Origin of the sequence: Fuerstiella sp. (genome assembly GCA_022447225.1) — a bacterium.
In the GTDB taxonomy this organism is placed as follows: Bacteria; Planctomycetota; Planctomycetia; order Planctomycetales; family Planctomycetaceae; genus S139-18.
On sequence record JAKVAZ010000006.1, the window covers coordinates 628,778 to 653,867 of the forward strand.

Here is a 25,090-nt window from a genome sequence, read left to right on the forward strand (position 1 = left end):
GTCAACTTTCAGCCGACGGCAGTCGACATCTTTCTGCCAAAAGCCGCGGATTCTTCAGGAACAATGACCATACGGATTCATGTGCGTCCTGAAAGCACCCCCGCGTGATTTTCTTCGAGAGAACTTCTCATGCCAGTGTTCGGTCATCTTTGTTCGTGCCACGACAATCAAGATTTTGTTCACGTGACTTTTGAAAATGAATTTGTCACGGAATCATGGTCCACACTGGAACAGGTGCTGCACGACTTGATCAGACAACTTGTTCAATCAAAATCGAAGAAGATCCTGGTCAATCTGTCTTCGCTGAATAAAACCAATAGTGCCGTTGTCACCGCAATTGTGCGAATCTGGAAAAAAATCGAAGCCCTGGGCGGACGCACTGTTGTGCTTGCACCGTCAGGTGAAGCTCGAGGAACATTTAACCTGGCAGGACTCAGTAAGCGGCTGAATATCGTTCGAAATGGGCGGGAAGCCATGCATCAGCTCGGACTTTCCAGAGTGGCCAGAGCCGCTCGACGAGAAACCTGGCTGCTGCAGTGGACGTCACCGATCGCTGCAGCAACCGCGATGGTTTCGGCATCGGCAATACTTCTTTCCGTTTGTCCGTCGGATTTTCAGCCATCGATTGTCTTCGTGATGTTGATGAGCGCCGCGATTGCATCCGGTGGAGGATGGTTGACGGCCGCCCGTAAAATCGGCGCCTTCCGTCATTTCTCACGCCTCGTCTCTATCACGGGTGTGATCACCGCAATCACTGTCATAGGTCAATGGTCAGTCTGAAAATGCAAGAACTGTTATCTTCCGGCGGCCCGTCTGCGACACAGCAAAGCCGGTAACTTAAGCAAACTGCAAATCGCAATCATGCCCGGCCTGATTTAGACGCAGTCACAAGTCAGCAGGTCAGCCCTTCGAACACGGTGAACGAAATACTCCTTAACGCCGGCCTGCCAAAGAGACAAACAGACACGGAACATTTTTTGCAACATTCACGTTCACCATTACCGTCCAGACCCGATGACAGGTTGCAATCACAATGGAAATCTGTGTGAGATTCGTCAACCGGTGTGCCGAAATGTGTCAGCCGGTCGAGCGTTACCGTATGACGTTTTTCCGGGCATTGGGAGAACGCCGTTCGTAAACATGGATTCCAGGATTGGTAATATAATCGGGTTCACGATCGTCGCGCAAAGTTGCCTGACGTCCGTTGAGAACCGAATTGCTGAGCCCCCCACAACCGTGCAGAACCGCAGGAAAATATCGGCACAGCTCGACTGCACACCCGTCAGACGATCAACTTCAAGCCCATCAACAGGGGCCAAAGTCCGGAACATTTGTGCTGCGAAGTGGTCTAAGAACTCCAGAAGGTGGGAAAGGAGTCTGTCGCTGACATGTCGGGCATAGGGAAAAACTCAGACTGTAACTGACGTGGATTATATTTCATTTCTGTGTTTCTGCTTTTCCCAAAGCGAACCGGTGCTGACCGGGATCTGACCATCACTGCTGCAGGTTCCGCGTGTCCATTCGGAAGCTGTCAATTTGATCCCCGGGGTGACGACCTGTCTTGTTGACGATTTTAATTCAGAAGTTCAGACTTCAGGCGCCAACCCATCAAAACACTCATGAGCAGGACTCCTGATATGTTCCACAATTTTCGAACCCGTCTCCGGAACGGTGAGCGACTCTACGGAACGATGGTTACGACTCCTGCGCCTGCTGTTGCGGAGATTCTGGCCGATGTCGGTTTTGACTGGTTATTCATCGATGGTGAACATGGAGCTCTGGACATCGCTCAAATTCTGAGCATTCTGCAGGCTGCAGACGATCGAATTCCATGTATCGTTCGCGTGCCGGTCGCTGACGAGGTCTGGATCAAACGTGTGCTTGATCTTGGCGCCGCCGGAATTGTCGCCCCGCAGGTGAACACCACGGAAACAGCAACAGCCGTGGTGAATGCTGCAAGATATGCTCCCGAAGGAGGCCGCGGAGTCGGTCTGGCACGTGCGCATGGTTATGGCACGGGTTTTCGGGAGTACATGCAGAATGCAAATGAACAGACAACGGTCATCGTGCAGGCTGAACATGCGATGGGTGTCGCCAATATTGAGTCCATCGTGGCAGTGCCAGGGATCGATGCTGTCCTGCTGGGACCGTATGATTTGGCAGCCAGTCTGGGAAAAATGGGCGACGTCAACGATCCCGTGGTTACTGAAGCAATCGATCGTGTGACCACGGTCTGCAGGACCGCAGAAATGCCCCTTGGCTACTTTGGAATTACACCGGAAGCAGTACAACCCTATGTCGAGCTCGGCTATAATTTGATCATTACTGCTACTGACACGCTGTTCCTGAGTGCAGCTGCCGAAAAAACAGTCAGGACTCTGCGCGAGATGCAGCCAGAGTGATGCGTAGTCCGGACGCTGCCGCGAACACCACTGCTGCCGGTAACGAATCTAAATCATCCGGAGATCCATCGTGAATAAAACGTGTCTGACTCGACGTGATGCTCTGCGATCGACGCTGGTCTGTGCGGGTACCTCGGTCTGGACCGGCCACTCCGCCCGTTCCCTGGGATTCACCGGTGCGAATGCCCGACCGCGTGTGGCGGCAATCGGCACAGGCAGTCGCTGGTGTCAGCGGGCCACGGGAATCGACGGTCCGCACGGGTCCGCCCCTGATTTTCGAAAATACGGAGACTACATCGCGGTCTGTGATACCGATGCGGAGCGTGTGGCAAGGGCAAAGGAACTCGTAAAAGACTGGACAGGCACCGTTCCCGAATCATTCGAAGACTACCGAGCAATCATCGATCGAGATGACGTGGACATCGTTCATATCTCCACACCGGATCACTGGCATGCCAAAATCGCCATCGAAGCAATTTTGGCAGGTAAAGACGTGTATTGCGAAAAACCAATGACGTTAACAATTGAAGAAGGTCGGCAAATCTGCGACGTCACCCGTCGTACAGGTCGAATTGTGCAGATTGGTACACAACAGCGCAGTTCTGAACAGTTTATCAAAGCCGTGGCAATGATTCGCGACGGACGCATCGGTGATATCCGGAAAGTGACCTGCAGTGTTGGAGGGGGGCCAACGAGTCCCCAGCTGCCCGCCGTCAGCGTTCCGGAAAACCTCAACTGGAACCTTTGGCAGGGGCCTGCTGTGGCCAGACCGTTCCGATATCTGGCGGGACCGAATGGAGAAACCAAAAGCTGGTCACGAAGTCACTATGAATTCCGCTGGTGGTACGAATACTCCGGAGGCAAACTCACAGACTGGGGAGCACATCACGTTGATATTGCCACATGGGGAATCGGCAAGACGGACACGGGCCCGATCACTGTGGTCCCGGAAATGGTCAGGCATCCTGTGGACTTCAGGGGGGGCTACCCCACCCGGGACGACCAGTACAATACCGCCACGGAATTTTTGATCCGGGCCACGTTTGCAGATGGAATCGATCTGGTCATTCGACACGATGGCGACAACGGAATCATATTCGAGGGATCAGCAGGACGGATCTTCGTCAATCGCGGGCGTTTGACGGGCAGACCGGTGGAAGAGCTGGCTCGTAATCCATTACCGGACGGAGCATTGGAAAAGGTTTACAAAAACCGTCCGTTAACCAGTCACTTCCGCAATTTTTTCGAAGCAGCCCGGGACCGTGCAGAGCCCGTCTCCGACGTCTTCAGCCACCATCGAGCGCTCAGCACCTGCCATCTCGCAGGCATCGCTGCCCGACTCGGTCGTACGCTGCACTGGAATCCGGTCAAAGAGCAAATCACCAACGATGCACAGGCCCAGAGTTTTGTGGCACGCGATTCCCGAAAACGGTTTGAAACCGAACTGTAATTCACCTTCAATGTCTGCTCCCGGAAGTCCGCAGCCGGAGGCATGAGACTGCGATTTTTAGAACGGCGGAATTCCTCTGACTTCAGTAAGACCTCAGTTCTTCGGTTCGACGAAACAGAAACGACTGTGTTTTCTTCAGTGTGTGCCTCCTGTGGTCGGGTATGTCTGTACAGCCACGACTCGTGACCCTGAGCTGCAGAACGACTCCATTCAACAGGTAGATACACGAAGACTGATAATTCTGAGCACTGCTGGCAATCGCAGAATCTTCGTGTAGAATCTCGCCGCAACGTCGAACGCGATGATTCTCCCGTCCCGGACGGGTCATCGGCCCCTCTGTCTCGTTGCCTCTCATTGTTGCGTGTATGTTCACCGGTCTCGTCGAAGGACAAGGTACCGTCAGAATCCTGAAAAAGGAATCTGCCGCCCTGCGCCTGACGATCGCTCCGGACCGTGACTGCTTTCCGGTCAGTGAACTCAATATCGGGGAAAGCATCAGTATTTGCGGATGCTGTCTGACTGTGGTGAACATTCGCACTGACGCGGTCGATTTTGAAGCGGGCGAAGAGACTCTGGCCAAAACAAATCTGAGTGGGTTTGAACAGGGGACACGAGTCAATCTGGAACGAGCACTGGCTGTCGGTGACCGACTCGGCGGCCATTTTGTTCAGGGACACATTGATGGAACAGCGCTGGTGGATGAAATCATTCGGCACGACGAATGGGTCGACATTTGGTTTCGATGCTCAGCAAGCCTCACTGAACTCATGATTCCAAAAGGTTCGATCGCCGTGGATGGAGTCAGCCTCACGTTGGTCAGTGTGGAAACCCATCGATTCTCCATTGCTCTGATTCCTCATACTTTGCAGGTGACAACTCTGGGAATTCGACAGCCCGGTGAAGTAGTGAATATCGAATCGGATATTCTCGGCAGGTACGTCGCAAAATACATTAAAGGAATGCAGACATCGTAAACCAACTGTGTGCATCATTTGCCGACAGGATCGGCAAATGAAAGACGAATCAAGGCAGACAAGACAGCGGCTGATGACACTGTTCCGTGAACACGGATTTAATCCGCGATCCGACCTTGGCCAAAATTTCCTGATCGACCTTAACCTGCTCGAATTTGTGGTCCGCGCCGCGGAAATCTCGCGAGATGACCTGGTCCTGGAGGTAGGGACAGGGACAGGCGGGATGACAACACATCTGTCCGAACAGGCAGGGCACGTCGTTAGTGTTGAGGTGGACCCAAAGATGTACGCCCTGGCAACTCACGTCACTCGTCACTGTGACAACGTTACACTCATTAATCGCGACATTCTTCGCAATAAAAACACGTTGTCACCTGAAATTATGCAAGTACTGAAACAGCAGGCAGCGAAGCAACCAGACGGTCAGCTCAAACTGGTTGCCAATCTTCCGTACAGCGTAGCCACACCGGTCATTTCTAACCTGGTTGCTTCCGATTTACAGTGGTCCCGAATCATTGCCACGATCCAGCTGGAACTCGGAGAGAAAATGATTGCTAAACCGGGGACCGGAAGTTACAGCGCGCTTTCAGTATGGCTGCAGTCACAGTGCAGTGTGCGAATCATTCGACGAATGGGACCGCAGGTTTTTTGGCCTCGGCCCAAAGTACAGTCCGCCATCGTCAGTATTCGTCGACACGACGGTCGCGGCGGACAAATCGACAACCGACCTTTTTTCCTGGACTTTATCCGCCGTCTGTTTCATCACCGGAGAAAAATCGCTCGGAGTGTCCTTTGCGGAATGTACAGCAAACAAATGTCCAGAAGGGATGTTGACACAATCCTGTCTGAACTGGGACACGATCCGGAATCACGAGCGGAACAGCTGGAAGTGAAAGAGCTGCTGCGACTGGCCAACAGGTTTTTCCAGGTGCTCAATGGGCTGTCGGAGTCTGCGACAGCTGTCGATTGATTGACAACCGTCTTCTGTGTCAGCGTCCGGAACCATTGGGGGCTTTTCAACCGCCGGACTCAACCAATTGAAGGGAATCCAACAATGGAAGATCGCATTGGCTATCGAGGTCTCACATTTGACGATGTGCTGCTGGAACCGGGATACAGTGAAGTCATGCCATCGTCGTGCGACCTCAGCTCTTCACTAACCCGCAATATTTCTCTGAATATCCCGGTCGTCAGCAGCCCGATGGATACCGTTACCACCGCAGACATGGCGATTGCCATGGCACAGCTTGGCGGCATCGGCATTATTCACAAGAACATGACCCTCGAAGAACAGGCTCAGGAAGTCTATCGGGTGAAACGAAGCGCACACGGTGTGATCATGGACCCGGTGACGCTGCCGCCCGAAACGGTCGTTTCGGAAGCTCGTCGCATTATGGACGAACGCAATATCGGCGGGGTCCCGATTACCACAGACGGAAAACTGGTAGGCATTCTTACCCGGCGGGATCTGCGTTTTCTCGACAGGACAGACGGACCGGTAGCCGATGTGATGACGCGGGATAAACTGGTGACTGCACCGGCCAGTACCAGTCTCGATCAGGCAGAAAAGATTCTGCTGGAAAACAGGATCGAGAAACTGTTGCTGATAGACGATCAATACCAACTGAGAGGTTTGATTTCGATCAAGGATATCGACAAAAACCAGCAGTTTCCGCAGGCATCCAAGGATACTCGCGGACGGCTGCGAGCCGGGGCAGCTGTCGGTGTTCACGATTACGATCGAGCCACTCTGATGATCGAACAGGGGGTTGACGTGCTGGTCGTCGACAGTGCACACGGACATTCCAGGAATGTCATCGACACTGTTCGGACAATCAAGGATCGGTTTGAAATCGATGTCATCGCCGGAAATGTGGCAACATCAGCCGGAGCCAGGGCTCTGGCTGATGCCGGAGCAGACGGAGTTAAGGTAGGAATTGGCCCAGGTTCGATATGTACAACCCGGATTATTTCCGGAATTGGAGTTCCACAGTTGTCTGCAATCGCCCACGCGGCGAAGGCGCTCGATGGTTCGGGGATTCCTGTGATTGCCGACGGTGGCATTCGATTTAGTGGAGATATTACGAAGGCACTGGCAGCCGGAGCGTGGACCGTGATGGTCGGTGGTCTGCTGGCCGGAGTCGATGAGAGTCCTGGGGAGATGATTCTCTTTCAGGGGCGCAGCTTCAAGCGATACCGTGGTATGGGCTCGCTGGGAGCAATGGTAAGCGGCAGCAGTGAACGCTATCGGCAGGGTTCAGGTGCTGGTCATGACGAATCCAAACTGGTTCCGGAAGGAGTTGAGGGACGAGTTCCCTACAAAGGAGCCCTGCAGCCTCTTCTCTACCAACTCACAGGTGGTCTGCGATCGGGTATGGGATACGTGGGTGCTGCATCAATTGACAGTCTGCGAACCCAGGCACGTTTTATCGAAGTTTCAGGTGCATCAGTTCGGGAAAATCATCCTCATGATATTGCTATTACTCAGGAAGCTCCCAACTATTCCGCAGAACACAGTCCCGGTGGACGTCGCTGACGCGGCATCATCAACCCGATTTTTAATTCGGTCCTGTATGGCTGCTGCCATCTGTGCCTTCGGTCCTCTGCTGTCCGCATCAGACAACACCACTGATTATGACAGTGAATTCACAGCTGACCCGCTGCTGAAGACTGACGAATCACCACAACTTGAACTGCGCAACATGAATGACATCCGACCGTCGTTCGACTATGCGTGGGGCGATGTTGAAGAGTCGACTTTGCCGGACAACTTCTCAGACAACACTGATGATCAACCAATCACTCGCGTCGTACACACAACCACAATGCTGAAGTGGCAACCATCCAATTTGTGGTACCACCCGCTGTATTTTGAAGATCCGGCGCTCGAGCGATACGGCCATGCCTACGATCCGCTGCTGCAAAATCTGGTCTCAACCGGTCGTTTTGTCCGGCAGGCTGCCACCTTACCTTACAACGCCACACTGCGACCAACGGCTTCGCGGGAATATCCACTTGGCTGGTATCGTCCCGGTGAATCAGCACCCTACCTGACGTATCATCCCCCGTGGAATGACGAAGCAGCCATCCATCAGGCTCTGGCAGTGCTGGGAGTGGTTTTCCTGTTTCCGTAGAACGACATAATCACCGGCTAATAAACAGGAACAGCGTTGCCAGCGAACAGACGAGCACACGAAAGTTGACGTCCTGTCGGTTTGTCCAGGATCCGAAAAGCAGTTCGCCGCAAAATTCATCTACCGGGCAGGAAGGTCAAAGAGCCTGCTGCTTCACAACCGGTTGGCGGTCTAACTCATCTCGTGCCGTAACGAATGCGCTGACTCGTTTTTTACTGATTCCTAACGTTCCACAGATGGTACGTCGGGTACCGGCACCGGTGGAACCTCCAGACCAGGCTGATGGTGCTGGAGTTGCTGCCGGGGTTGGTATTGCTGCAAAACTCCGGCCCCGACAGTGTCCGGAATACCAGTGTCTGAATACCAGTCCGCAGTACAGCAGGAATGAGACATTTCCGGCGGGTATGCATAGCAGCATCCGGCATCACACATCTGCGGAGGCAGACAGTGTCCTGAGATTGTGCCGGAAGTCATCGGACCACGCGGATAGTAGCAATGGTTTCCACCTAAAAACGGGGAATTCAGCTGATTGGCCAGACCGGCGCCAAATGCCTCAAACATGTTGCCGGAGACAAGGCCGGGGCCACAATAACAACCGGTCGAAAGCAGGCACCCAACCGCAGCGGTGATCAGCTGAATCTGCCGAAACATCAAAACATCCGAGTCAAATAAGGAATTGGTGCAGCACGCCATCCAGGACCGGACGGACTCCGTAACAGGCATCGGATGTCAAGCCGGGCAAACTTTAACGATTATTCGGATTACGACAGTAATCCCCTGTTTGCCCGGGGCCAGACTGAGGCGAACAGAACCGGACCATCGATCGGTGGTCTGTTGGGCGCCAACTCGATGAATCTTCCCACTCCCACCCGCACAGCGTCTCACACAACCGTAGCTGACGGCACGATGTTAACCGTCGTCTCTGAGTGATCGATATCGGCGACTTGTCGGTCACAGAAGCATTGATCAGCGTTTTTGCGAGTCAACAGGTACGTCACGGAGCATTCGCTTGCCAACTCTTTCAGATTCAGTAGTGTCGATAAAAACATCTGCTCTTTATTTCACCAGGAATGCCCATGTTTCAGCTTTCTGTGTTTCTGCTGGTTCTGTGTGTCACCTCCATGCAGTCGTGTCTGGCAAACCCAAAGATCAAAGCATTGATCGTCGACGGTCAGAACAATCACAGTATGTGGCCCAAGACGACCGTGATGATGAAAGATTATCTGGAAACCAGTGGTCGGTTTGATGTCGATGTAGCCCGCACCGCTTTCACTGCTAACGCTGATGCCACGTTGCTGGCGGCGTATTCGATCGACGGTGTCCATTCAACGCCCAGGAAAACGGCTGTCACCGACCCTGATTTCAAACCGAATTTCTCTGCCTATGACGTGGTCCTTTCCAACATGGGGCATGGGGCTGCTCCGTGGCCAAATGCAACACAGGCAGCGTTTGAGTCGTGGATGAAATCCGGCGGGGGACTCGTGGTCATTCATGCGGCCGACAACTCCTTTCCCAACTGGCCCGCATGGAACGAAATGATTGGGCTTGGCGGGTGGGGTGGACGATCAGAAAAGGATGGGCCGTACATCTACACCAACGAAAAGGGGGATGTCATTCGTGATACTTCTGCCGGACGTGGTGGTCATCACGGTGTCCAGCACGAGTACTCAGTCGTCATTCGCGACAGCAGCCATCCGATCACACAGGGTCTGCCGGCAGAATGGCTGCATACCAAAGACGAACTCTACGACCGACTTCGAGGTCCGGCGCTCAACATGCGGTTGCTGGCAACCTCCTACAGTAATCCGGAAACCAAGGGCAGTGGTCGCCACGAACCGATTATGTTCACGGTGCGTTTTGGGAAAGGACGTGTCTTTCATACCCCCATGGGGCACGCCGACTACTCGCAGGAATGTGTAGGATTCATCACCGTATTGCTGCGAGGCACTGAATGGGCTGCTACCGGTAACGTCACTGTCGCAGTGCCCGATGACTTTCCAACTGCGGACGCGTCCCGCTCCCGCCGGTTCACCCGATGAAACCGTTCGCAGTTCCTGAATGACTTTATGTCACGGACTGTCGTCGTTTATTCCAGACAGAAAGTGTTCACGGACGATTTGCATTTCGGAACAACCGACCACAAGACATTCGGATTAACGGCTCATCCAGTGCTTTACATTTTACACGTCGAACTTCAGGAACATGTGCCTGCTGATTTACTGAGCAGTCGGTTGTCCCGGACAATCACCCGTGTCTAGTTTCACTACCCGATCAACAGAATTCGCATCCGGAATCACCGGCTGCCGAAAGAGCTGGCTCAGATCGGCGTCAGACTTGCCCGGGCTTTCTCTTTCCCGATATCAAAACACTTCCACACCGGACCGGACCGCTATTCAACCATGGCCTTCAGCGGAATATGTATAGATGAAAGTAGCCATCACGGGTGCCACCGGATTTCTGGGACACTACATTGTTCGCAGGATGCAGGCCGCCGGCAATGACTGTCGCTGCTGGTATCGTTCAAAAGATCGCTGCTATCAGACCGGTTACGGATCGAACATTGAATGGATTCACGGTGAGCTCGGAGATATCGAATCCTGTAATGAGCTGCTCGACGGCTGCGACGCTGTCGTTCACTCCGGACTTCACCGCAGCGGTTCCGGATTTCGCGGCGGTGAAGGTGACGTTCAGGAGTTCGTTCGTCGGAATGTACTCGGATCCATTCAGCTGATCGAAACGGCACGAAGCCGCAGGATCAGCCGTTTCGTCTATATCTCCACATGTGCCGTCCACGAAAAAATTCTGGACGATCGTCCCCTGGATGAAATGCATCCGCTGTGGATGACAACTCACTATGGTGCCCACAAAGCGGCCGTTGAACAGTTCGTGCACAGCTATGGATTTGGGGCCGGTTATCCTGTTTGCGCACTGCGTCCCACAGGGATTTATGGTCTGCATCATCAGCCGCAGCACAGCAAGTGGTTTGAACTGGTTCAGCAGGTTGTACGTGGCGTCCCGGTCAGCTGTGAGCGAGGAGGCAAGGAAGTCCATGCTGCCGATGTTGCAGAAGCGGTCGACATCCTGCTGCATGCCGACAGTATCGCCGGCGAAGTCTACAGCTGTTACGATCGCTATGTCTCCGAACTTGAGGTTGCACGTACGGCACGGGAGATTTGCGGTTCGAAGTCTGAAATCCTGGGCGATATGCCGGCACCAAAACATCAGATCGTAAGCGATAAAATCCAGGAACTGGGGATGAGATTCGGCGGAACTGAACGCCTGCAACAAACCATTGCGGAACTTGTTGCCGCAGCCAGGAAGGCAGATTGACCGTCGATTTCCGCTTAGGTTGTTAAACGGCAAATCCCGGAGTTCTCGCTGACTTCTGAGATCAGACCGACATTGCGGGATCCTGCCCGGATCAGTCAACCTGCCGTTTCACTGAGCGTTCAAGCAGACTCACTGCACAGCCCGTCGCAATCCCTGTCACCAGAGCACACGGCTGAATCCACTGGAAACTGATCTCTTTGAAAAACACCGGTTCTACTCCCAGACTGGCAATCAAAGGCTTCCAGTAGGCCACCACAATGGCCGCGGCGCTGGAAGAGATCATCGCTGCGATTGCGCCCTTCGACGTCGAAAAGGGAACGAAGATCGCCATGAAAAACGGCAGAAACAGCGGGCTGATCAGCAGGTTGCTCACGCGTTGGGTGATCTCCATGAAGTTTCCAGGCACGTGCTTGATGACAAATGAGCTGACGCAGATGACCACGAGGCCAATTCCAAAGGCCAGCAGCCGGGCAGCCAGGATGTGCTGTCTCTCGGTCAAAGGTCTGCTGCGGCAGCGGTCGACAAAGTCAGTCAGGGTCACAGCACTAATGGAATTGACACCCGAATCCAGACTGGACATGGCAGCAGCGAACAAAGCCGCCAGCACCAGCCCGGCCACGCCAGCGGGGAGATGATCCGCAAGGTAACGAGGGAAAAGTTTGTCCGCACATTCTTCGATGCTTTGTCCATCCGGAAGAAATTCCGGATGAGCCTGGTAAAAGCCCAGCAAAGAAAACCCGACGAGCGCCAGGAGCAGAGCCACCACAGCGCCGGCGCACGAATTAATCAGAAACGACCGACGAGCAGCCACTGCGCTTCCGGTGGACATAAACCGCTGGATCGCTGTCTGATCACTGCCCGCCGTACATAACCACCACAACACCCCTCCCAGAACGGTTCCAAACACCGTCACCCGCACGTTGGGATCGGCGCTGAACAGTGGCTGCCTGTCCCAGCCGGGCTGCCAGGAAGTCGGGAACCAGTTAAATCCCCCGACGTTGAACGTGACGGTCGCGATCACCAGGATCGCTCCACCAAACAGCAGCAGAAACTGGAACAGATCCGTTACCACTACCGCCCGCAATCCGCCAATCGATGCATAAACAATCGCCACTCCACCAGTCGTGAAGACGACTGCCGGAAGCCATTTCTCCTCCAATCCAAGCATCTCAAGAATACTAATCGCGGGCAAATAGATCAGCAGGGACATCCATGCCAGCCTGATCAAGATAAACAGACCGGCCGCCAGCAGACGCACTTGCACACCGAGCCTGTCTTCAAGGAGTTCGTAGGCGCTGGTTACCCGATGCTTCATGTAAACCGGTATGATCCAGTAACCCACAAGGAGGTACACAATCGGGATTGAAAACAGGGCACAAAAAATGACCGGGCCCTTACTTAAATATTCGCCCGGACTTGAAAGATAAGTGATCGTACTGAACAGCGTGGCGTACATTGAGATACCGACCAGCGTGGAGTTCATCCCTCGATTCCCCACAAAGTATTCGTCGGTATTTCGCTGCTGGCGCCCGTAATACCAGCCAATGCCAAGCACCAGACTGACGTAGACACAAACGACGAGTACATCAAGCCAATCGAGGCTAATTGCTGATCCGGATTCGGACAAGATGCGTCTCCTTTTCTGCGGGCAATCCTGAACGTTCAGATGATGTTAACGATGCCGGCATACTGAACAAATACCTTGCAGAACAAACTGAATAAATGCCCTGCAGAAATGTAATGAGGATTCTGTTCGGAAAGGCAGGCGACACAAGATCGGACGGTACAGATTCGGGATCGGGCTCGAATTCGCAACAACATCCTCGCCGGCTGACGCATCATCAACACTGCTGTCATGGGTTGATCAGTGAACACGGTCACTTATGCTTTACCCTTCGGCACAGTATTCGCTTACATTTTCCGGAGCGTTTCAATCATGACACAGGTCAGTTATTCCACCGCAGGATTTGGACGAACCAAACTGGGTCCGGCTCTCGATCAGATCGTCACGGCCGGGTTCCACTGTGTGGAAATCAGCTGTGATCAGCATATCCCTGGTCAACACTCCAGCGCCGTGGCGCAGGATGTCCGCCGGCAGCTTCACGAACGAGGGATGACAGCTGCAACTGTCCATGCACCCGCTCGCCGGACAGTCCTGGGACCGCCTGAGGAAGACTGGCGTCAGCAGAACATCTCAGTTTTCAAAGACGCCCTGCGACTGACGGGAGAGATCGGTGCACAAGGCCTGGTCATACACGGTATTCCAAATCCTATCTTCCTTGACGACAGTCGCGAGTTGAAGTCAATGTACCAAACTATGATCGACTCGATGAGACGGTCCGTCGAGGAACTGATCCCCACAGCGGAGGCAGCGGGTGTCAGAATGTTACTTGAGAACCTTCCCTACAACCAGGATCTTCTGGCCGCGGGCAAACAGGGGGATTATCCACTGATGTGCATGGCTGACCTCCGCGCGTTCAGCGACGAGTTTCCTTCCGCACAGGTCGGACTGATTGTGGATGTGGGACATGCCTGGACCGACGGTATGGATCCGGCACAGGAGATTCAGATTGCAGGCAACCGGCTTTGGGGAACACATCTTCAGGATGTCGATCGGGAGAATCCGCAGGACAACCACTGGGCCCCGCTGGTCGGCGGCCTGGACTGGCCGTCAATCATTTCGGCCCTGCAACACGTCGATTACACCGGTGCCTGGACGTTTGAAGTGATCATGCCCCGCCAAGGCGAAAGCCCTCTGGAACTCGCCGAAATGACAATCGCCGCAGCCCGGGAATGGGGAATCGTCAGTGGTGAACTGCCGAAAGAAGTTTGCTGAATCTGAGGGAGACCACACGGCCCCGTTCAGACAGGTCCACTCGTACCGACAATTTCACAGCAGTTCGCGAATCCGTTCGCCCTGGGCCAGTATCGGAATCGGTCGACCGGCCAGATTGTGAAAGGATTGTTCGGTATTGATACCCAGATGATGATACATCGTTGCCAGCATGTCATAGGGCCAGAGATGACGATCGTGGGGAACTTCGCCTTTGGCAGTTGATGCTCCGATCACCTGACCGCCACGGGTTCCCCCGCCGGCAACAAGTACACTTTGCAGACTGCCCCAGTGGTCGCGCCCTCCCCGATTATTCATTCCAGGCGTGCGGCCAAATTCTCCCCAGACCACCAGTAAGACCTTTTTGTCAAGACCTCGCTCAAAAAGATCCTCAATCAGCGCGGTCACAGCGCGATCCATCCGCGGGCAGGCGGTGTTCATCCCCCATTCCAGATCTGTATGAAGATCCCAGCCGGAACTGCTGAGCCCGACACCTGGGTCAACCACAGTAACAAAGGTTACCCCCGCCTCAACCAGCCGCCGTGCCAGCAGGGCTGTTTGTCCAGGGCGCGTGGGGCCGTAACGCTCGCGTGTGCGGATGTCTTCCTGTTCGAGATCAAAAGCGTTTCGAGCCCGCGGACCGGTAATCATTTCAAACGCCGTCTGGTGAAAATGATCCATGGCTCCCATCATGCCGGACTGGTCGGTGTCACGGCGCAGGCGATCGAGTTGTCCCAGCAGTCGGCGACGGTCTGAAACCGACGACAGTGTCAGCCCGGCTGTGAAGTCCAGATTGTCAACACGAAAATCACGGTCCAGTCCAGGATCCTTTCCATCTCCTGTGCGTCTGTTGAGGATGATGTACGGATCATATTTTCGACCAAGGTAGGCGGCGCTGTGCGGAAAATACCGGAAGGGACTCCGATCAAGTGGATAACCGATATGAACGTAAGCCGGCATGGCGGGATGATTGGCTGCGCGAACCCGATGTGTCACGGAACCAATCGACGGGTGACTCGACGCCTTAAACGGACTAACTCCGCTGGCCTTTGCGTCGTGTCCGGTCTGACACCAGTGCGTACCGTGCTGGTGATCACTGTTGTCATGCCCCATGCTGCGAATTAACGCAACCTTATCCATCACACCGGCGTGCATGGGCAGTGTGTCACAGATTTGCAAACCAGGTACGTTGGTAGAGATCGTTCCGAACGGTCCGCGAAATTCGGCGGGGGCATCCGGTTTGGGATCATATGTTTCCTGATGGCTCGCAGCCCCACCCAGCCAGTACTGAATAACGGCGGTGTCCGCCGGAATCTGACCGGCCGACTCCCCCATCGCTCTGGCCTGCAGAATAGCAGGGATCGAGAGTCCTCCCGCTCCGAGAAGCGTCCGCCGATCGAGAATCAGGCGCCGATAACTGCTGCACCCTGTTGCCGGCATGAAACGCCTCGATTCTCTTGCATAACGTTACCAGACTGACGGGTTCGACCTGGTTCGTACTGTTTTCACAAAACACGATACGCCTGCACAACCCCAATCGTGCTAATTCTTCCTGAGTCTATGAACTTTCGATACACATAGCGAACGGATTTGCAGTTTCGCATCCTCATTCGATCGGCTGTTCGGTACACACCCGTCACCCGATTTCGTTCAGGAATTTTCAACCGATCTCCACTGTGGGAGCGAATGAAAGAATACACTGCGGCTCCTGATCTGATCACCCGCAGCAAAGGATTCCGATGCAGCCCCGACAACTCGGTACAACCGATATGCAACTCACACCACTGACGTTTGGTGCGTCGTCTCTGGGAGCCGAATTTCGCAAAGTCAATCTTGACGAAGCCGTACGAAGCGTTCACGTAGCAATCGACCGGGGTATGAACTTCATCGACACTTCTCCGTACTACGGACGGGGAATGAGCGAAATTCTACTGGGACAGGTATTGCCCGAAATCAGCCGGGATTCCTGTTATCTGGGTACAAAACTAGGACGATACGCCCCTCAACACTTCGACTTCAGCGCACGACGGGTTGAAGAAAGTCTGGACATCTCACTGGAACGCCTGGGTGTTGATTATCTGGACATCGTTTTGTGTCACGATATCGAATTCGTTGACCTGTCGCAGATCGTTCAGGAAACGCTGCCGGCACTGCGGCGTCAGGCTGACAAAGGGAAAGTGCGGTATGTTGGGATCAGTGGTTATCCCATGAATGTGTTCAGATACGTGCTGGCCCGCGCAGAGATCGACGTACTGCTGACGTACAACCACTACACATTGCAAAATGATATGGCCACGGAACTGATACCACTCTGCCAGGATCAAGGTGTGGGAATAATGAATGCGGCACCGTTTTCAGCTCGCCTGCTGACGAATGCGGAATTGCCGATCTGGCACAAAGCCACTCCGTATGTACGGCAGGTCGCAAAGGCCGCTGCCGATCACTGCGCTGCCGCCGGCAGCGACATCGCAAAGCTCGCCCTGCAGTTTTCAATTGCCAATCCTGACTTCACCACCTGCATCACCGGGTCGGCAAACCCCGGTCGGGTAAGTCAATGGCTGGACTGGGCTGAAGAACCGGTCGACGAACAGTTACTACGGGAGGTGCGGACGATTCTGCAGCCGATTCATAACTGGACATATGTGGAAGGCAGACCGGAAAACAATGACGAAAGTTCGGTCAACGTATCGTCAGCTAAGACGTCCGCAGCTGACGAGTGAACCGTTTCAGAGGATTTATCGTCTCAATGCTCCTGATGAGCTCCGGCGATTCAGCAGACTGCTGATGATCAGACAGCGGCGAAGCCGTCACTGTTTCCCTTACATCAGGACTCATCCTGGTTTGTCGTAATCCGGTCAATGATGGACGACCAGTCGGGGTGGTCGTGCAGTGAGACCAGATCGGGATCATTCACCACATGTGACTCATCATGGATTCCGGCATCCGCAGCCTGATGCAACAGTTCGACGGCACGTTTCCGATGTTGTTGTTTGTCTGCGGTGGAGAGCCCCTTTGTCTCAAGTGCTCGTGCGTAGACACACGCCGTATTGTACAGAGTCCAGCCATAGTACCGCCCGGCGGTGTCCGGAACCTGTTTCAGAACAGTCTCCGCATTCGCGAGTCCGGGTTCAAGCTGTCCGAGCCGAACCTGCAGCAGTGCAACTGTACTTTCAGTGATGACATCCCCCGGACTCAGGCGATTAGCCTCAATGACACAGGCCTGTGCTTCCTGAAGCTGATCCTTCCGCATGTTCAGTGAAGCGCACGTCGTCAGCAGATCGGAGTCAAACGGATCCCTTTCGAGCAGATCGTTGACCAGTTCCATAGCCTCATCAAACCGCTTGCTGCGTCTGAGTTCCCAAAGTTCCGCCTTCTGAATCCGGGTCCGTGAACGATTGTCACTGCGCCGCAGCTGACGGGCCGCTTCACGCAGTCCGGCAGCGGGCGAGATCAGACTCAGATTAATCATTCGACGTGCTTCGGGATGATCGAATGTCCCCAACTGTGCCAACAGCTTTGCGGCGATTCGGTATTCTGAGCCATTCAGGTCTCCCTGTTCGACAGCTGATATCCTAAAGACCTCATAACGATCGACAATGCCCTGAAGCATTTCCGGAGTCAGTTCAAACTTCAGCGAAGTGAGAGCTGTCACCAGTTCCTGGTCGTTTCCCTCCAGCGATGTCTGCAGCAGTTGTGTACATCGAGGATGGTTCATCGCACTCAACTGCTGAAACAGCTGACTGCGTGTATTTCTATCCAGACCGGCAAGGGTGTCGATGATCGTGTTCAGCTGATCGCCGGTAGCACAACGGACGGCGGCCATGAACGTGGACGTCCGATACCTCTTCGAAAGTTCCTCACCAGTCCCGAGATCAGCAAGACGTTCGGTCCAGCGTGAATCCGGCAGTCGGTGAATCATTTCAAGAAGTGACTTACTAATGGCGCCGTCGTCGAGACGTCCAACAATGCACTCACGGGCCAGTTCAACCTTACCGGAATCAACCACGATCCGCAGTAATTCATCCTGAATCGGAGGTGACGTGACCCTGAGCAGGTATCGAGCAGCCACCTCAGGAAACGCTCGATCGTCGTTATGCAGGAACCGAAGCAAATTGTGAAGGACCTGTGTGGTGCCCGCCGTTGGTGAAAACTGACCGGTACCGTGACTGTGTTCAGCAGGATCGACAGAGAAGTGATCCAGCCTTTCTGCGGCATACTGAGCAGCCAGTCTCGTCCAGCGATAATCATGCGTCCGCAGGATTTCCCGAACGATTGTCTCACGCAGCGACCTGTCTTTATGTGCGGCATCCCAGACTTCATGCATGACCGCATTCGTTCCAGGAACGATACAGCGCACAAGTGTTTGAGCAGCAACAACAGCCGTGCCGGGGGAAAAGGATTTACTTGTATCGGGCGGTGACTGCAGATACGAAAGCAGCGTCATACGTAACACCTGCAGGCCCTGAGGGTCACTGACTCGATCCAGCATCTCAAGCACCAACTGGCGCTGGCCACTGAATCCGGTGCGCACCGTGTCCAGAACACGGGTAAGCTCGGGGGGATCCAAACGATCAATTGTACATTCGAGAACAGCTCGACGGATTCCGGATTCCGGTGATGTGAATTCTGCGCTAGCGGATTCGACGGACAGTCGTTCATACAGAGTTCGCGCAGCGGCGGAGACGGCCTGTTCGCGAGTTTGATGCATGATCTGACGCGCACTACCTCCCGGGCGTCTGAATCCTGTCATATGAAATTCGCGGAATTGTACCGGTGCCCGCAGTCCACGCACAGGAATCCTGCGGGTCCCGGAAACATTGCTGTCTGCCAGTCTGAGCCAGTTGGACAGATTTGTCGGCAGTGACTGTAACTCACCGGGATCAGCCTGCAGAACCAATCGTTCAATTCCCTGTTCCTTCAACATACGAAACTGTTCACTGAGAACCCACAGCGTCATCAGATCAACCGAACGATCAACTGACAGGATCGCGATCCTTCGTTGGTAACCAACACGTACATGACGAGCATTGACCAGATCTCTCAACGCCCGATTGACACTGGTCGTTTGTGTGGAATCGCCAATTCTCCAGGTCAGTACCAGCGAAGGCTCTTCCGACACCGGACGCACAACCTGAAAACGCACCCAGCCTTCAATCGTCTCTCCGGAGCCAAGATCCCGCTGTCCGTCGATCAGAATATCATCCTGAACTGGACGAATGCTGCGACAGACAGTGTGCTCACACAATAACTGCAACTGGCTCGGTTCGAGGAGCAGCCGATCGTCGGTTTGATTTGTGATGCGCAAATGGATGCTGACCGGTCGATTGAACTGTAGCAGCAGCCCGCTGGACGGTCTTGCAGTCAATTGCAGAACTTCCAGACGCAGCGGTTCCACGAGGCTGTCGTCTGATGCGGATGCCGCACCAAACAGCATCATCAGCGTCGTGATCACGATCGCTTTCAAACTGGACACAGGCTCCGTCCTATTCACTCTAAAAAGGTGCATTGATGTCGGGGGATTCCTCCAGGTCATCGTCTCCGATTTGCTGTTCCTGAAGTTGTGCTCCTGGTATTTCCTGCATTTCAAACAGAAACCGGGACGCCGCCGATTCACGTCGTTTTCCCCACTTCATCCTGGTCTTAGCCCTTGTCAATGTCAGATGATCCATTGCGCGTGTGACACCAACATAGGCCAATCGCCGTTCTTCGGAAATGTCCTTCTCAAGACCACTTTCGACACTGCGTTTGTGAGGCAGCAGATTCTCTTCCATACCCACAAGATACACACGAGGAAATTCCAGCCCCTTTGCGGAATGCAGTGTCATCAGTGAAACCTGATTGGAATCGTCATCTTCATTCGGATCCTCATCACGATCCAGAAGAGCGGTTGTTTCCAGAAATCCAACCAGCGACGGGCGGGATTCACGTTCAACATACTGAGCCATTGAATTCACCAGATCTTCGATCACTGCCCGGCGCTGATCCTGACGGGACTCATCTTTATACTGTCGCTTAATTTCAGAATCATAATCGATTTCCGTGAGCAGCCGGCGGGCCGTTTCAGCCAGCTGACGCGGTCGCTGCATCATTTCCTCCCGATATCGGTTCAACAACTGACGAAAAGCCGTTACTGCAGCCAGTGCTCGCGCAGGAATAATGCCGGATCGGGCAACTTCCGGAATGACCTTCCAAAGCGACAGCCCCCGCTGCACGGCCAGTGCGACAAGTTTCTCGGTTGTCGATGTGCCAATTCCCCGGGCCGGTGTATTGATGATTCGCAACAGAGAAGATTCATCAGCCGGATTGGCGACAACTTTCAGGTAGCTCACAATATCACGGATTTCTTTTCGGTCGAAAAAGGACTGCCCTCCGAACAGGCGATAGGGAACATTCTGCCGCCTCATCTCCGTTTCAAACAGTCGCGGCTGCTGGTTTGTACGAAACAGAATTGCCACATCCCGTGGTCGTACACCAAGTTCACTGACCAGATACTCAATTTCACCAACGACGTGCTCCGATTCGGCTGTTTCATCATTGAACGCCAGCATCCGCACCGGAGCCCCCTGGCTTTTGTGAGCAATGAGTTTTTTGTCGTGACGATTGCGATTGTGCCGCACCAGACGATTCGCCAGATGAATGATCTGATCTGTGCAGCGGTAGTTATTTTCCAGACGAACCGTTTTTGTGCCCGGGAAGTGTCCGCTGAAATTGAGGATGTGCTCGACTTCGGCACCTCGCCAGCCGTAGATAGACTGGTCATCGTCTCCAACCACACAGATATTTCGATGCTCCGACACCAAATGAGCCATCAGATCAAACTGAACACCGTTAGTATCCTGGTACTCGTCGATCTGAACGTGGTCAAAACGAGCCTGGTGCTTTTGGAGGACCGCTTCGCTGGATTCAAACAACCGAACTGTCAGGAGCAGTAGATCGTCGAAATCCACGGCCCCACTGGCTCGAAGCAACTGCTGGTAACGCCGATACGCCATCGAAGCCAGGTAGTCGAAATCAGACTCGACATGGTCGCCGGCCCGATCTTCACTAATGCCTGACATTTTCCAGCGACTGATTCGGTTAATCAGATCTCCCGGTCTCATCGATTTCTCGCCCACACGAATATCTCTCAGAGTCCTGCGCGCGGCAGACTCCTGATCGCTGCGGTCATAAATTGAAAACATTTTTGGATAACCAAGAACTTCAATGTCTTCCCGCAGGACTCGAACACACCAGGCGTGAAACGTCGTCACCACTGGTGTGAACTGCGTTCGTCGACTGAGCAGCTGCATCGTCCTTTGACGCATTTCCCGGGCTGCCTTGTTGGTAAATGTCACCGACAGGATCCGATCAGCTTTGATTCCGCTGGCAATCAGATTGACCATACGATACGTGATCACTCGCGTTTTTCCGGTGCCGGCTCCGGCCAGCACAAGCAACGGCCCCGACAATGTTGTGACAGCTTCACATTGAGCCGGATTAAGTCCCGTAAGGTCAGGCATAAGATCGAATAAGGAAACTCGCGGTGAGCAGCAAAGGGTGCAATAAGACAGAGGAATCACATTGGTGTGATAGTGCGTTCGCTTTCAGACGGCAGCGAAGCGTGGTCGTCATCAACGGCATTGTGATCGGGACGCCCCAAGCCGAAAAATCGCAGAACCCGACCTCGAACGATGCGCAGTTGAACAGACTGTGTTATCAGATCATCACGAATCAGATTCAGGCACGGGACAAGAATCAACGTAAGCGCTGTGGCAAAAATCAGACCGAATGTAAGCGTTACTGCCATGGGAATCAGAAATTTTGCCTGAAAGCTTTTTTCAAACATCAAGGGAACCAGACCGGATGCGGTGGTCAACGTTGTAAGAAGTATTGCTCTCAACCGTTTACGGGCACCGTCCACACTGGCTTCCAGAGCCGAAAGTCCGGCAGCCATTCGCCTGTTGACAAAATCAACCAGCACAAGTGAGTCATTGACCAAAATTCCTGCCAGTGCAACCAGTCCAATAGAGCTCATGATGGTAAACGTCTCGCCCGTCACCCAGTGACCGACCACTGCACCAAGAAAACCAAACGGGATTGCCGACATCACGACCAGCGGCTGTGTGTACGATTTAAACAACCCGGCCAGCATTCCGTAAATGATAAGAAGGGCGACAGGAAACGCCATCCGCAGCGAACCAAATGACTTTCGCATTTCCTCTGCTTCGCCGAGAAATTCTACCTTCAAACCCGGATAGACCGGCAGCAGTCGGCTGCTGACCAGATCCTGTATTGCTTTTTGTACTGTACTGGTACCGGGAACAACCGCGTCGTCCACGGATGCGGTAATCGTGGCAGATCGCGTCTGTTGATACCGAGTGATCGTTGAGTAACCCACTCCCATTTCGGCCGCAGCAATTTCGTCCATCGGCATCCAGTTCCGCTGTCCAGGCAATCCGGGTCCAGGAAGCCACATCTTCTCAACATTCCAGGTATTCGTGCGATATTCTTGCGGATACCGCACCATGATTCGCACATCTTCGCGATTGCGCGTAATTCGTCGGGCTTCCTGCCCGTATAAAGCGCCGCGAACGTGCAGGCCCAGGCTACCAACAGTAACCCCTGTCGGCGTCGCCGAATCCAGAAGTTTGAGCCGAAGTTCCCGGCGTCCGAGGTCAAAATCATCATCAAGATCATAGACCCCTTCGATTTCTGCGATCATGCGTTTGAGATCATGAGTGGCTCCGGGAAGTCGGTCATCACTCAAACCGGACAGACTGATCTGAATATCACGACCTCCCGGTCCGCCGTTCATCGCTTCCCAGCGCACAGAATTGATTCCGCGCAACTGCTCTTCACAGAATTTTCTTAAAGAAGCCAGGATCTCTGTACTGGATCGCGCACGTTTGTCAGCAGGCTTCAGCTCAATCACCAGTTGTCCCAAATGGCTTTGGTCATCAAAACCAACGGAGCCGGCGCCCGTCATGTCATACTGGCGGCCCGCAGTCGTCCGCACGTTTAAGACCTCTTCCTTCAGTCCTTTATCGGCCCCAATAAAATCCGAAAGACGTCCCAATTCCCGCTGAACCCGATCAGATGTTGTGCCGATCGGCATTTCCAGTGCACAGATGAGTGATTCGCTGTCCATCTCCTGGATAAATGCCCACTTGACGATACCTCCGGCCAGCAGCCCGCCGGCCAGAATACAAGCCCCCATCGACGTCGCAACAGTCACGTATCTCCATTTCAGACAAGTTCGCAGGACAGATTCGTAGGGACCATGCACCCATGACCGCATGATCCGGTTTTTTAAACCGGCAACAGCAGTGTCGGCTGCTGTTGCCCCCTGAGAGGAAGCCGAGGCAGGAAGATGTTTCAGATGCGCCGGCAGGATCACCAGGGCTTCAATCAGCGAAACGACCAGCGCCGCAATCACCACCAGAGGAAGCTGGGCCATGAAGTCGCCAACCTGCCCCCTGATAAAGAACAGCGGGGCAAAGGCTCCGATCGTGGTAGCCACAGCAACAATCACCGGCCACATAACCTCTTCCGCCCCGAGTACCGCCGCCCGTTCCGGCGGGACTCCCTCTTCAACATGCCGGTAGATGTTTTCACCAATCACGATGGCGTCATCCACGATGATCCCCAAAACAATGATCATCGCGAACATGGACAGCAGATTGATTGAGGCTCCGAATACGAACATCGCGGCAAATGTTCCGGTAAATGAAACAACAAGTCCCACGGCGGCCCACCAGGCCACACGCCAGTTCAAAAAGATATTCAGCGAAATCAGAACTAAAATGAGTCCCACTCTTCCGTTGCGCAGCATCAGATCCAGACGTCCCTCAACGAAGCGGGCAATGTCTGTGTGAAGCTGATACTTAAATTCATCGGTAAAAGGGTTGCTGCGTGACTGTTGATCGATTTCGTAAAGATTGGCTCGTCCGAGCATGGACAGTGCCTGACAGAGTCGAAGCGAGGGACCGGTGTACGAATCACCGTTTCGAGCAGCAAACCAGGTCTTAATCACAGCAGCAATCTCAACCACATCTTCCGTCTGACCACTGAACACCACCACATCAACTGCCTGCTGGCCTTTAAATTCCAGTCTGAGATCGGTGTCTACAAACGCGTCTGAAAGTTCAGCGACATCTTTCAGCTGAATACGACGTCCGCCGGTTTCCGCACGAATCACGATGTCTTCAAGCCCTGCGGCACTCTGCTGTTCTCCCATCGTCCGCACCGCAACCGTACTGCGATTTCCCTTCAAACGTCCCCCGCTGATGTCAAGATTCGCCCGCCGAATTGCCAACGCGATTTCTTCGAACGTTACGTCGTATTTCAACAACTGATCCGGAAGGACATCCACATAGATCTCGTCTTCACGAATGCCGTTCAGCTGGACTTTGCTGACACCCGGCAGCCCAAGCAGGTCGTCCCGTAACTGATTCGCTGCCCGCTTCATCGATCGTTCGTCTCCGTCGCCAAAGACCGAAATCGCGATTACGGGAAGTTGAGGTTCCACCTTGCTCAGCCGGATTTCCTCCACATCATCAGGCAGATCCTGAATCGCATCCAGCTCGTTACGTACCTCCTGCATTAACACATCCACATTCCGCACGGACTGAGAAACCGTCAGCGTAACGAAACTGACACCTTCGCCGACCTGAGCCTCAATCTTCTCGATGCCTTCCAGACTGCGAACGGATTCCTCAATTTTGATTGTGACGGCCTTCTCAACATCTTCGGGCTGAACGCCAGGATAGACCGCGGAAATCAGCAGCTTGTCAGGACGCGACTCCGGAAACATCTCGCGCTGCAGCGTAAACGCCATGATGAAACCGGATGCAAGCAGCACCAGCATCAGCATATTCACAAGTACAGAATTGCGAACACTGAAGGACGGCAGAGACATTGCACACCGGCGGAAGGAAACAGACGTAAAGGAGAGTCAGCAGTCAAAAAACCTGAGCAGCGTTCTGCGG

At 53.9% G+C, this 25,090-nt stretch carries 18 protein-coding genes; 11 read left to right on the top strand and 7 right to left on the bottom strand.

What is annotated here, in order from left to right:
* Positions 1–183 precede the first annotated feature (183 nt).
* From MK110_06905 to MK110_06915, 3 genes are all read left to right on the top strand, one after another.
* Positions 184–780: an STAS domain-containing protein gene (locus MK110_06905; protein MCH2211014.1), complete on the top strand. Its 597-nt coding sequence runs from the start codon at positions 184–186 to the stop codon at positions 778–780.
* 857 nt (positions 781–1,637) lie between these two features.
* Positions 1,638–2,402 carry an aldolase/citrate lyase family protein gene (locus tag MK110_06910; GenBank protein ID MCH2211015.1) on the top strand — a complete coding sequence of 255 codons (765 nt, stop codon included), beginning with the start codon at positions 1,638–1,640 and terminating at the stop codon, positions 2,400–2,402.
* A gap of 70 nt (positions 2,403–2,472) precedes the next feature.
* On the top strand, positions 2,473–3,852 hold the full coding sequence (locus MK110_06915; GenBank protein MCH2211016.1) for a Gfo/Idh/MocA family oxidoreductase: 1,380 nt from the start codon (positions 2,473–2,475) through the stop codon (positions 3,850–3,852).
* A gap of 82 nt (positions 3,853–3,934) precedes the next feature.
* Here the strand turns inward: MK110_06915 and MK110_06920 are convergent, their stop codons facing one another.
* Entirely contained in the window at positions 3,935–4,180 is a 246-nt protein-coding gene (locus MK110_06920; GenBank protein ID MCH2211017.1) for a hypothetical protein, read from the bottom strand.
* Between the two features lie 37 nt (positions 4,181–4,217).
* On the opposite strand from MK110_06920, the gene MK110_06925 reads away from it, so the two are divergent.
* From MK110_06925 to MK110_06940, 4 genes are all read left to right on the top strand, one after another.
* Entirely contained in the window at positions 4,218–4,826 is a 609-nt protein-coding gene (locus tag MK110_06925) for a riboflavin synthase (protein MCH2211018.1), read from the top strand.
* 37 nt (positions 4,827–4,863) lie between these two features.
* The gene (gene rsmA / locus MK110_06930; protein MCH2211019.1) at positions 4,864–5,796 is read left to right on the top strand and encodes a 16S rRNA (adenine(1518)-N(6)/adenine(1519)-N(6))-dimethyltransferase RsmA; all 933 of its coding nucleotides are present in this window, start codon (positions 4,864–4,866) and stop codon (positions 5,794–5,796) included.
* Positions 5,797–5,880: 84 nt separating this feature from the next.
* Positions 5,881–7,362, top strand: coding sequence for an IMP dehydrogenase (gene guaB, locus MK110_06935; GenBank protein ID MCH2211020.1), 1,482 nt, complete (start codon positions 5,881–5,883; stop codon positions 7,360–7,362).
* A 37-nt stretch (positions 7,363–7,399) separates the two neighbouring features.
* Positions 7,400–7,960, top strand: a complete 561-nt coding sequence (locus MK110_06940) for a hypothetical protein (GenBank protein ID MCH2211021.1) — start codon at positions 7,400–7,402, stop codon at positions 7,958–7,960.
* 222 nt (positions 7,961–8,182) lie between these two features.
* Here the strand turns inward: MK110_06940 and MK110_06945 are convergent, their stop codons facing one another.
* Complete coding sequence (locus MK110_06945; protein ID MCH2211022.1) at positions 8,183–8,611, bottom strand: hypothetical protein; 429 nt, start codon at positions 8,609–8,611, stop codon at positions 8,183–8,185.
* A 425-nt stretch (positions 8,612–9,036) separates the two neighbouring features.
* Here MK110_06945 and MK110_06950 point away from each other — a divergent pair, with 425 nt between their 5' ends.
* Positions 9,037–9,999, top strand: coding sequence for a ThuA domain-containing protein (locus tag MK110_06950; protein MCH2211023.1), 963 nt, complete (start codon positions 9,037–9,039; stop codon positions 9,997–9,999).
* A gap of 385 nt (positions 10,000–10,384) precedes the next feature.
* Positions 10,385–11,290, top strand: a complete 906-nt coding sequence (locus MK110_06955) for an NAD(P)-dependent oxidoreductase (protein ID MCH2211024.1) — start codon at positions 10,385–10,387, stop codon at positions 11,288–11,290.
* Positions 11,291–11,381: 91 nt separating this feature from the next.
* Here MK110_06955 and MK110_06960 read toward each other — a convergent pair whose 3' ends face one another.
* The gene (locus tag MK110_06960) at positions 11,382–12,917 is read right to left on the bottom strand and encodes a sodium/solute symporter (GenBank protein MCH2211025.1); all 1,536 of its coding nucleotides are present in this window, start codon (positions 12,915–12,917) and stop codon (positions 11,382–11,384) included.
* A 309-nt stretch (positions 12,918–13,226) separates the two neighbouring features.
* Between MK110_06960 and MK110_06965 the strand changes: the two genes are divergently transcribed.
* A complete protein-coding gene (locus tag MK110_06965) occupies positions 13,227–14,126 on the top strand; it encodes a sugar phosphate isomerase/epimerase (GenBank protein MCH2211026.1) in 900 nt (299 codons plus the stop codon).
* 54 nt (positions 14,127–14,180) lie between these two features.
* On the opposite strand, the gene MK110_06970 is transcribed toward MK110_06965, so the two are convergent.
* A complete protein-coding gene (locus tag MK110_06970) occupies positions 14,181–15,563 on the bottom strand; it encodes a DUF1501 domain-containing protein (protein ID MCH2211027.1) in 1,383 nt (460 codons plus the stop codon).
* Positions 15,564–15,862: 299 nt separating this feature from the next.
* Here MK110_06970 and MK110_06975 point away from each other — a divergent pair, with 299 nt between their 5' ends.
* Positions 15,863–16,843, top strand: coding sequence for an aldo/keto reductase (locus tag MK110_06975; protein ID MCH2211028.1), 981 nt, complete (start codon positions 15,863–15,865; stop codon positions 16,841–16,843).
* Between the two features lie 104 nt (positions 16,844–16,947).
* Here the strand turns inward: MK110_06975 and MK110_06980 are convergent, their stop codons facing one another.
* From MK110_06980 to MK110_06990, 3 genes are read right to left on the bottom strand one after another with little or no spacing between them, the layout of a single operon-like run.
* Positions 16,948–19,596, bottom strand: coding sequence for a hypothetical protein (locus MK110_06980; protein MCH2211029.1), 2,649 nt, complete (start codon positions 19,594–19,596; stop codon positions 16,948–16,950).
* A 19-nt stretch (positions 19,597–19,615) separates the two neighbouring features.
* Positions 19,616–21,622, bottom strand: coding sequence for a UvrD-helicase domain-containing protein (locus MK110_06985; GenBank protein ID MCH2211030.1), 2,007 nt, complete (start codon positions 21,620–21,622; stop codon positions 19,616–19,618).
* 56 nt (positions 21,623–21,678) lie between these two features.
* Entirely contained in the window at positions 21,679–25,020 is a 3,342-nt protein-coding gene (locus tag MK110_06990) for an efflux RND transporter permease subunit (protein MCH2211031.1), read from the bottom strand.
* Positions 25,021–25,090: the final 70 nt, after the last annotated feature.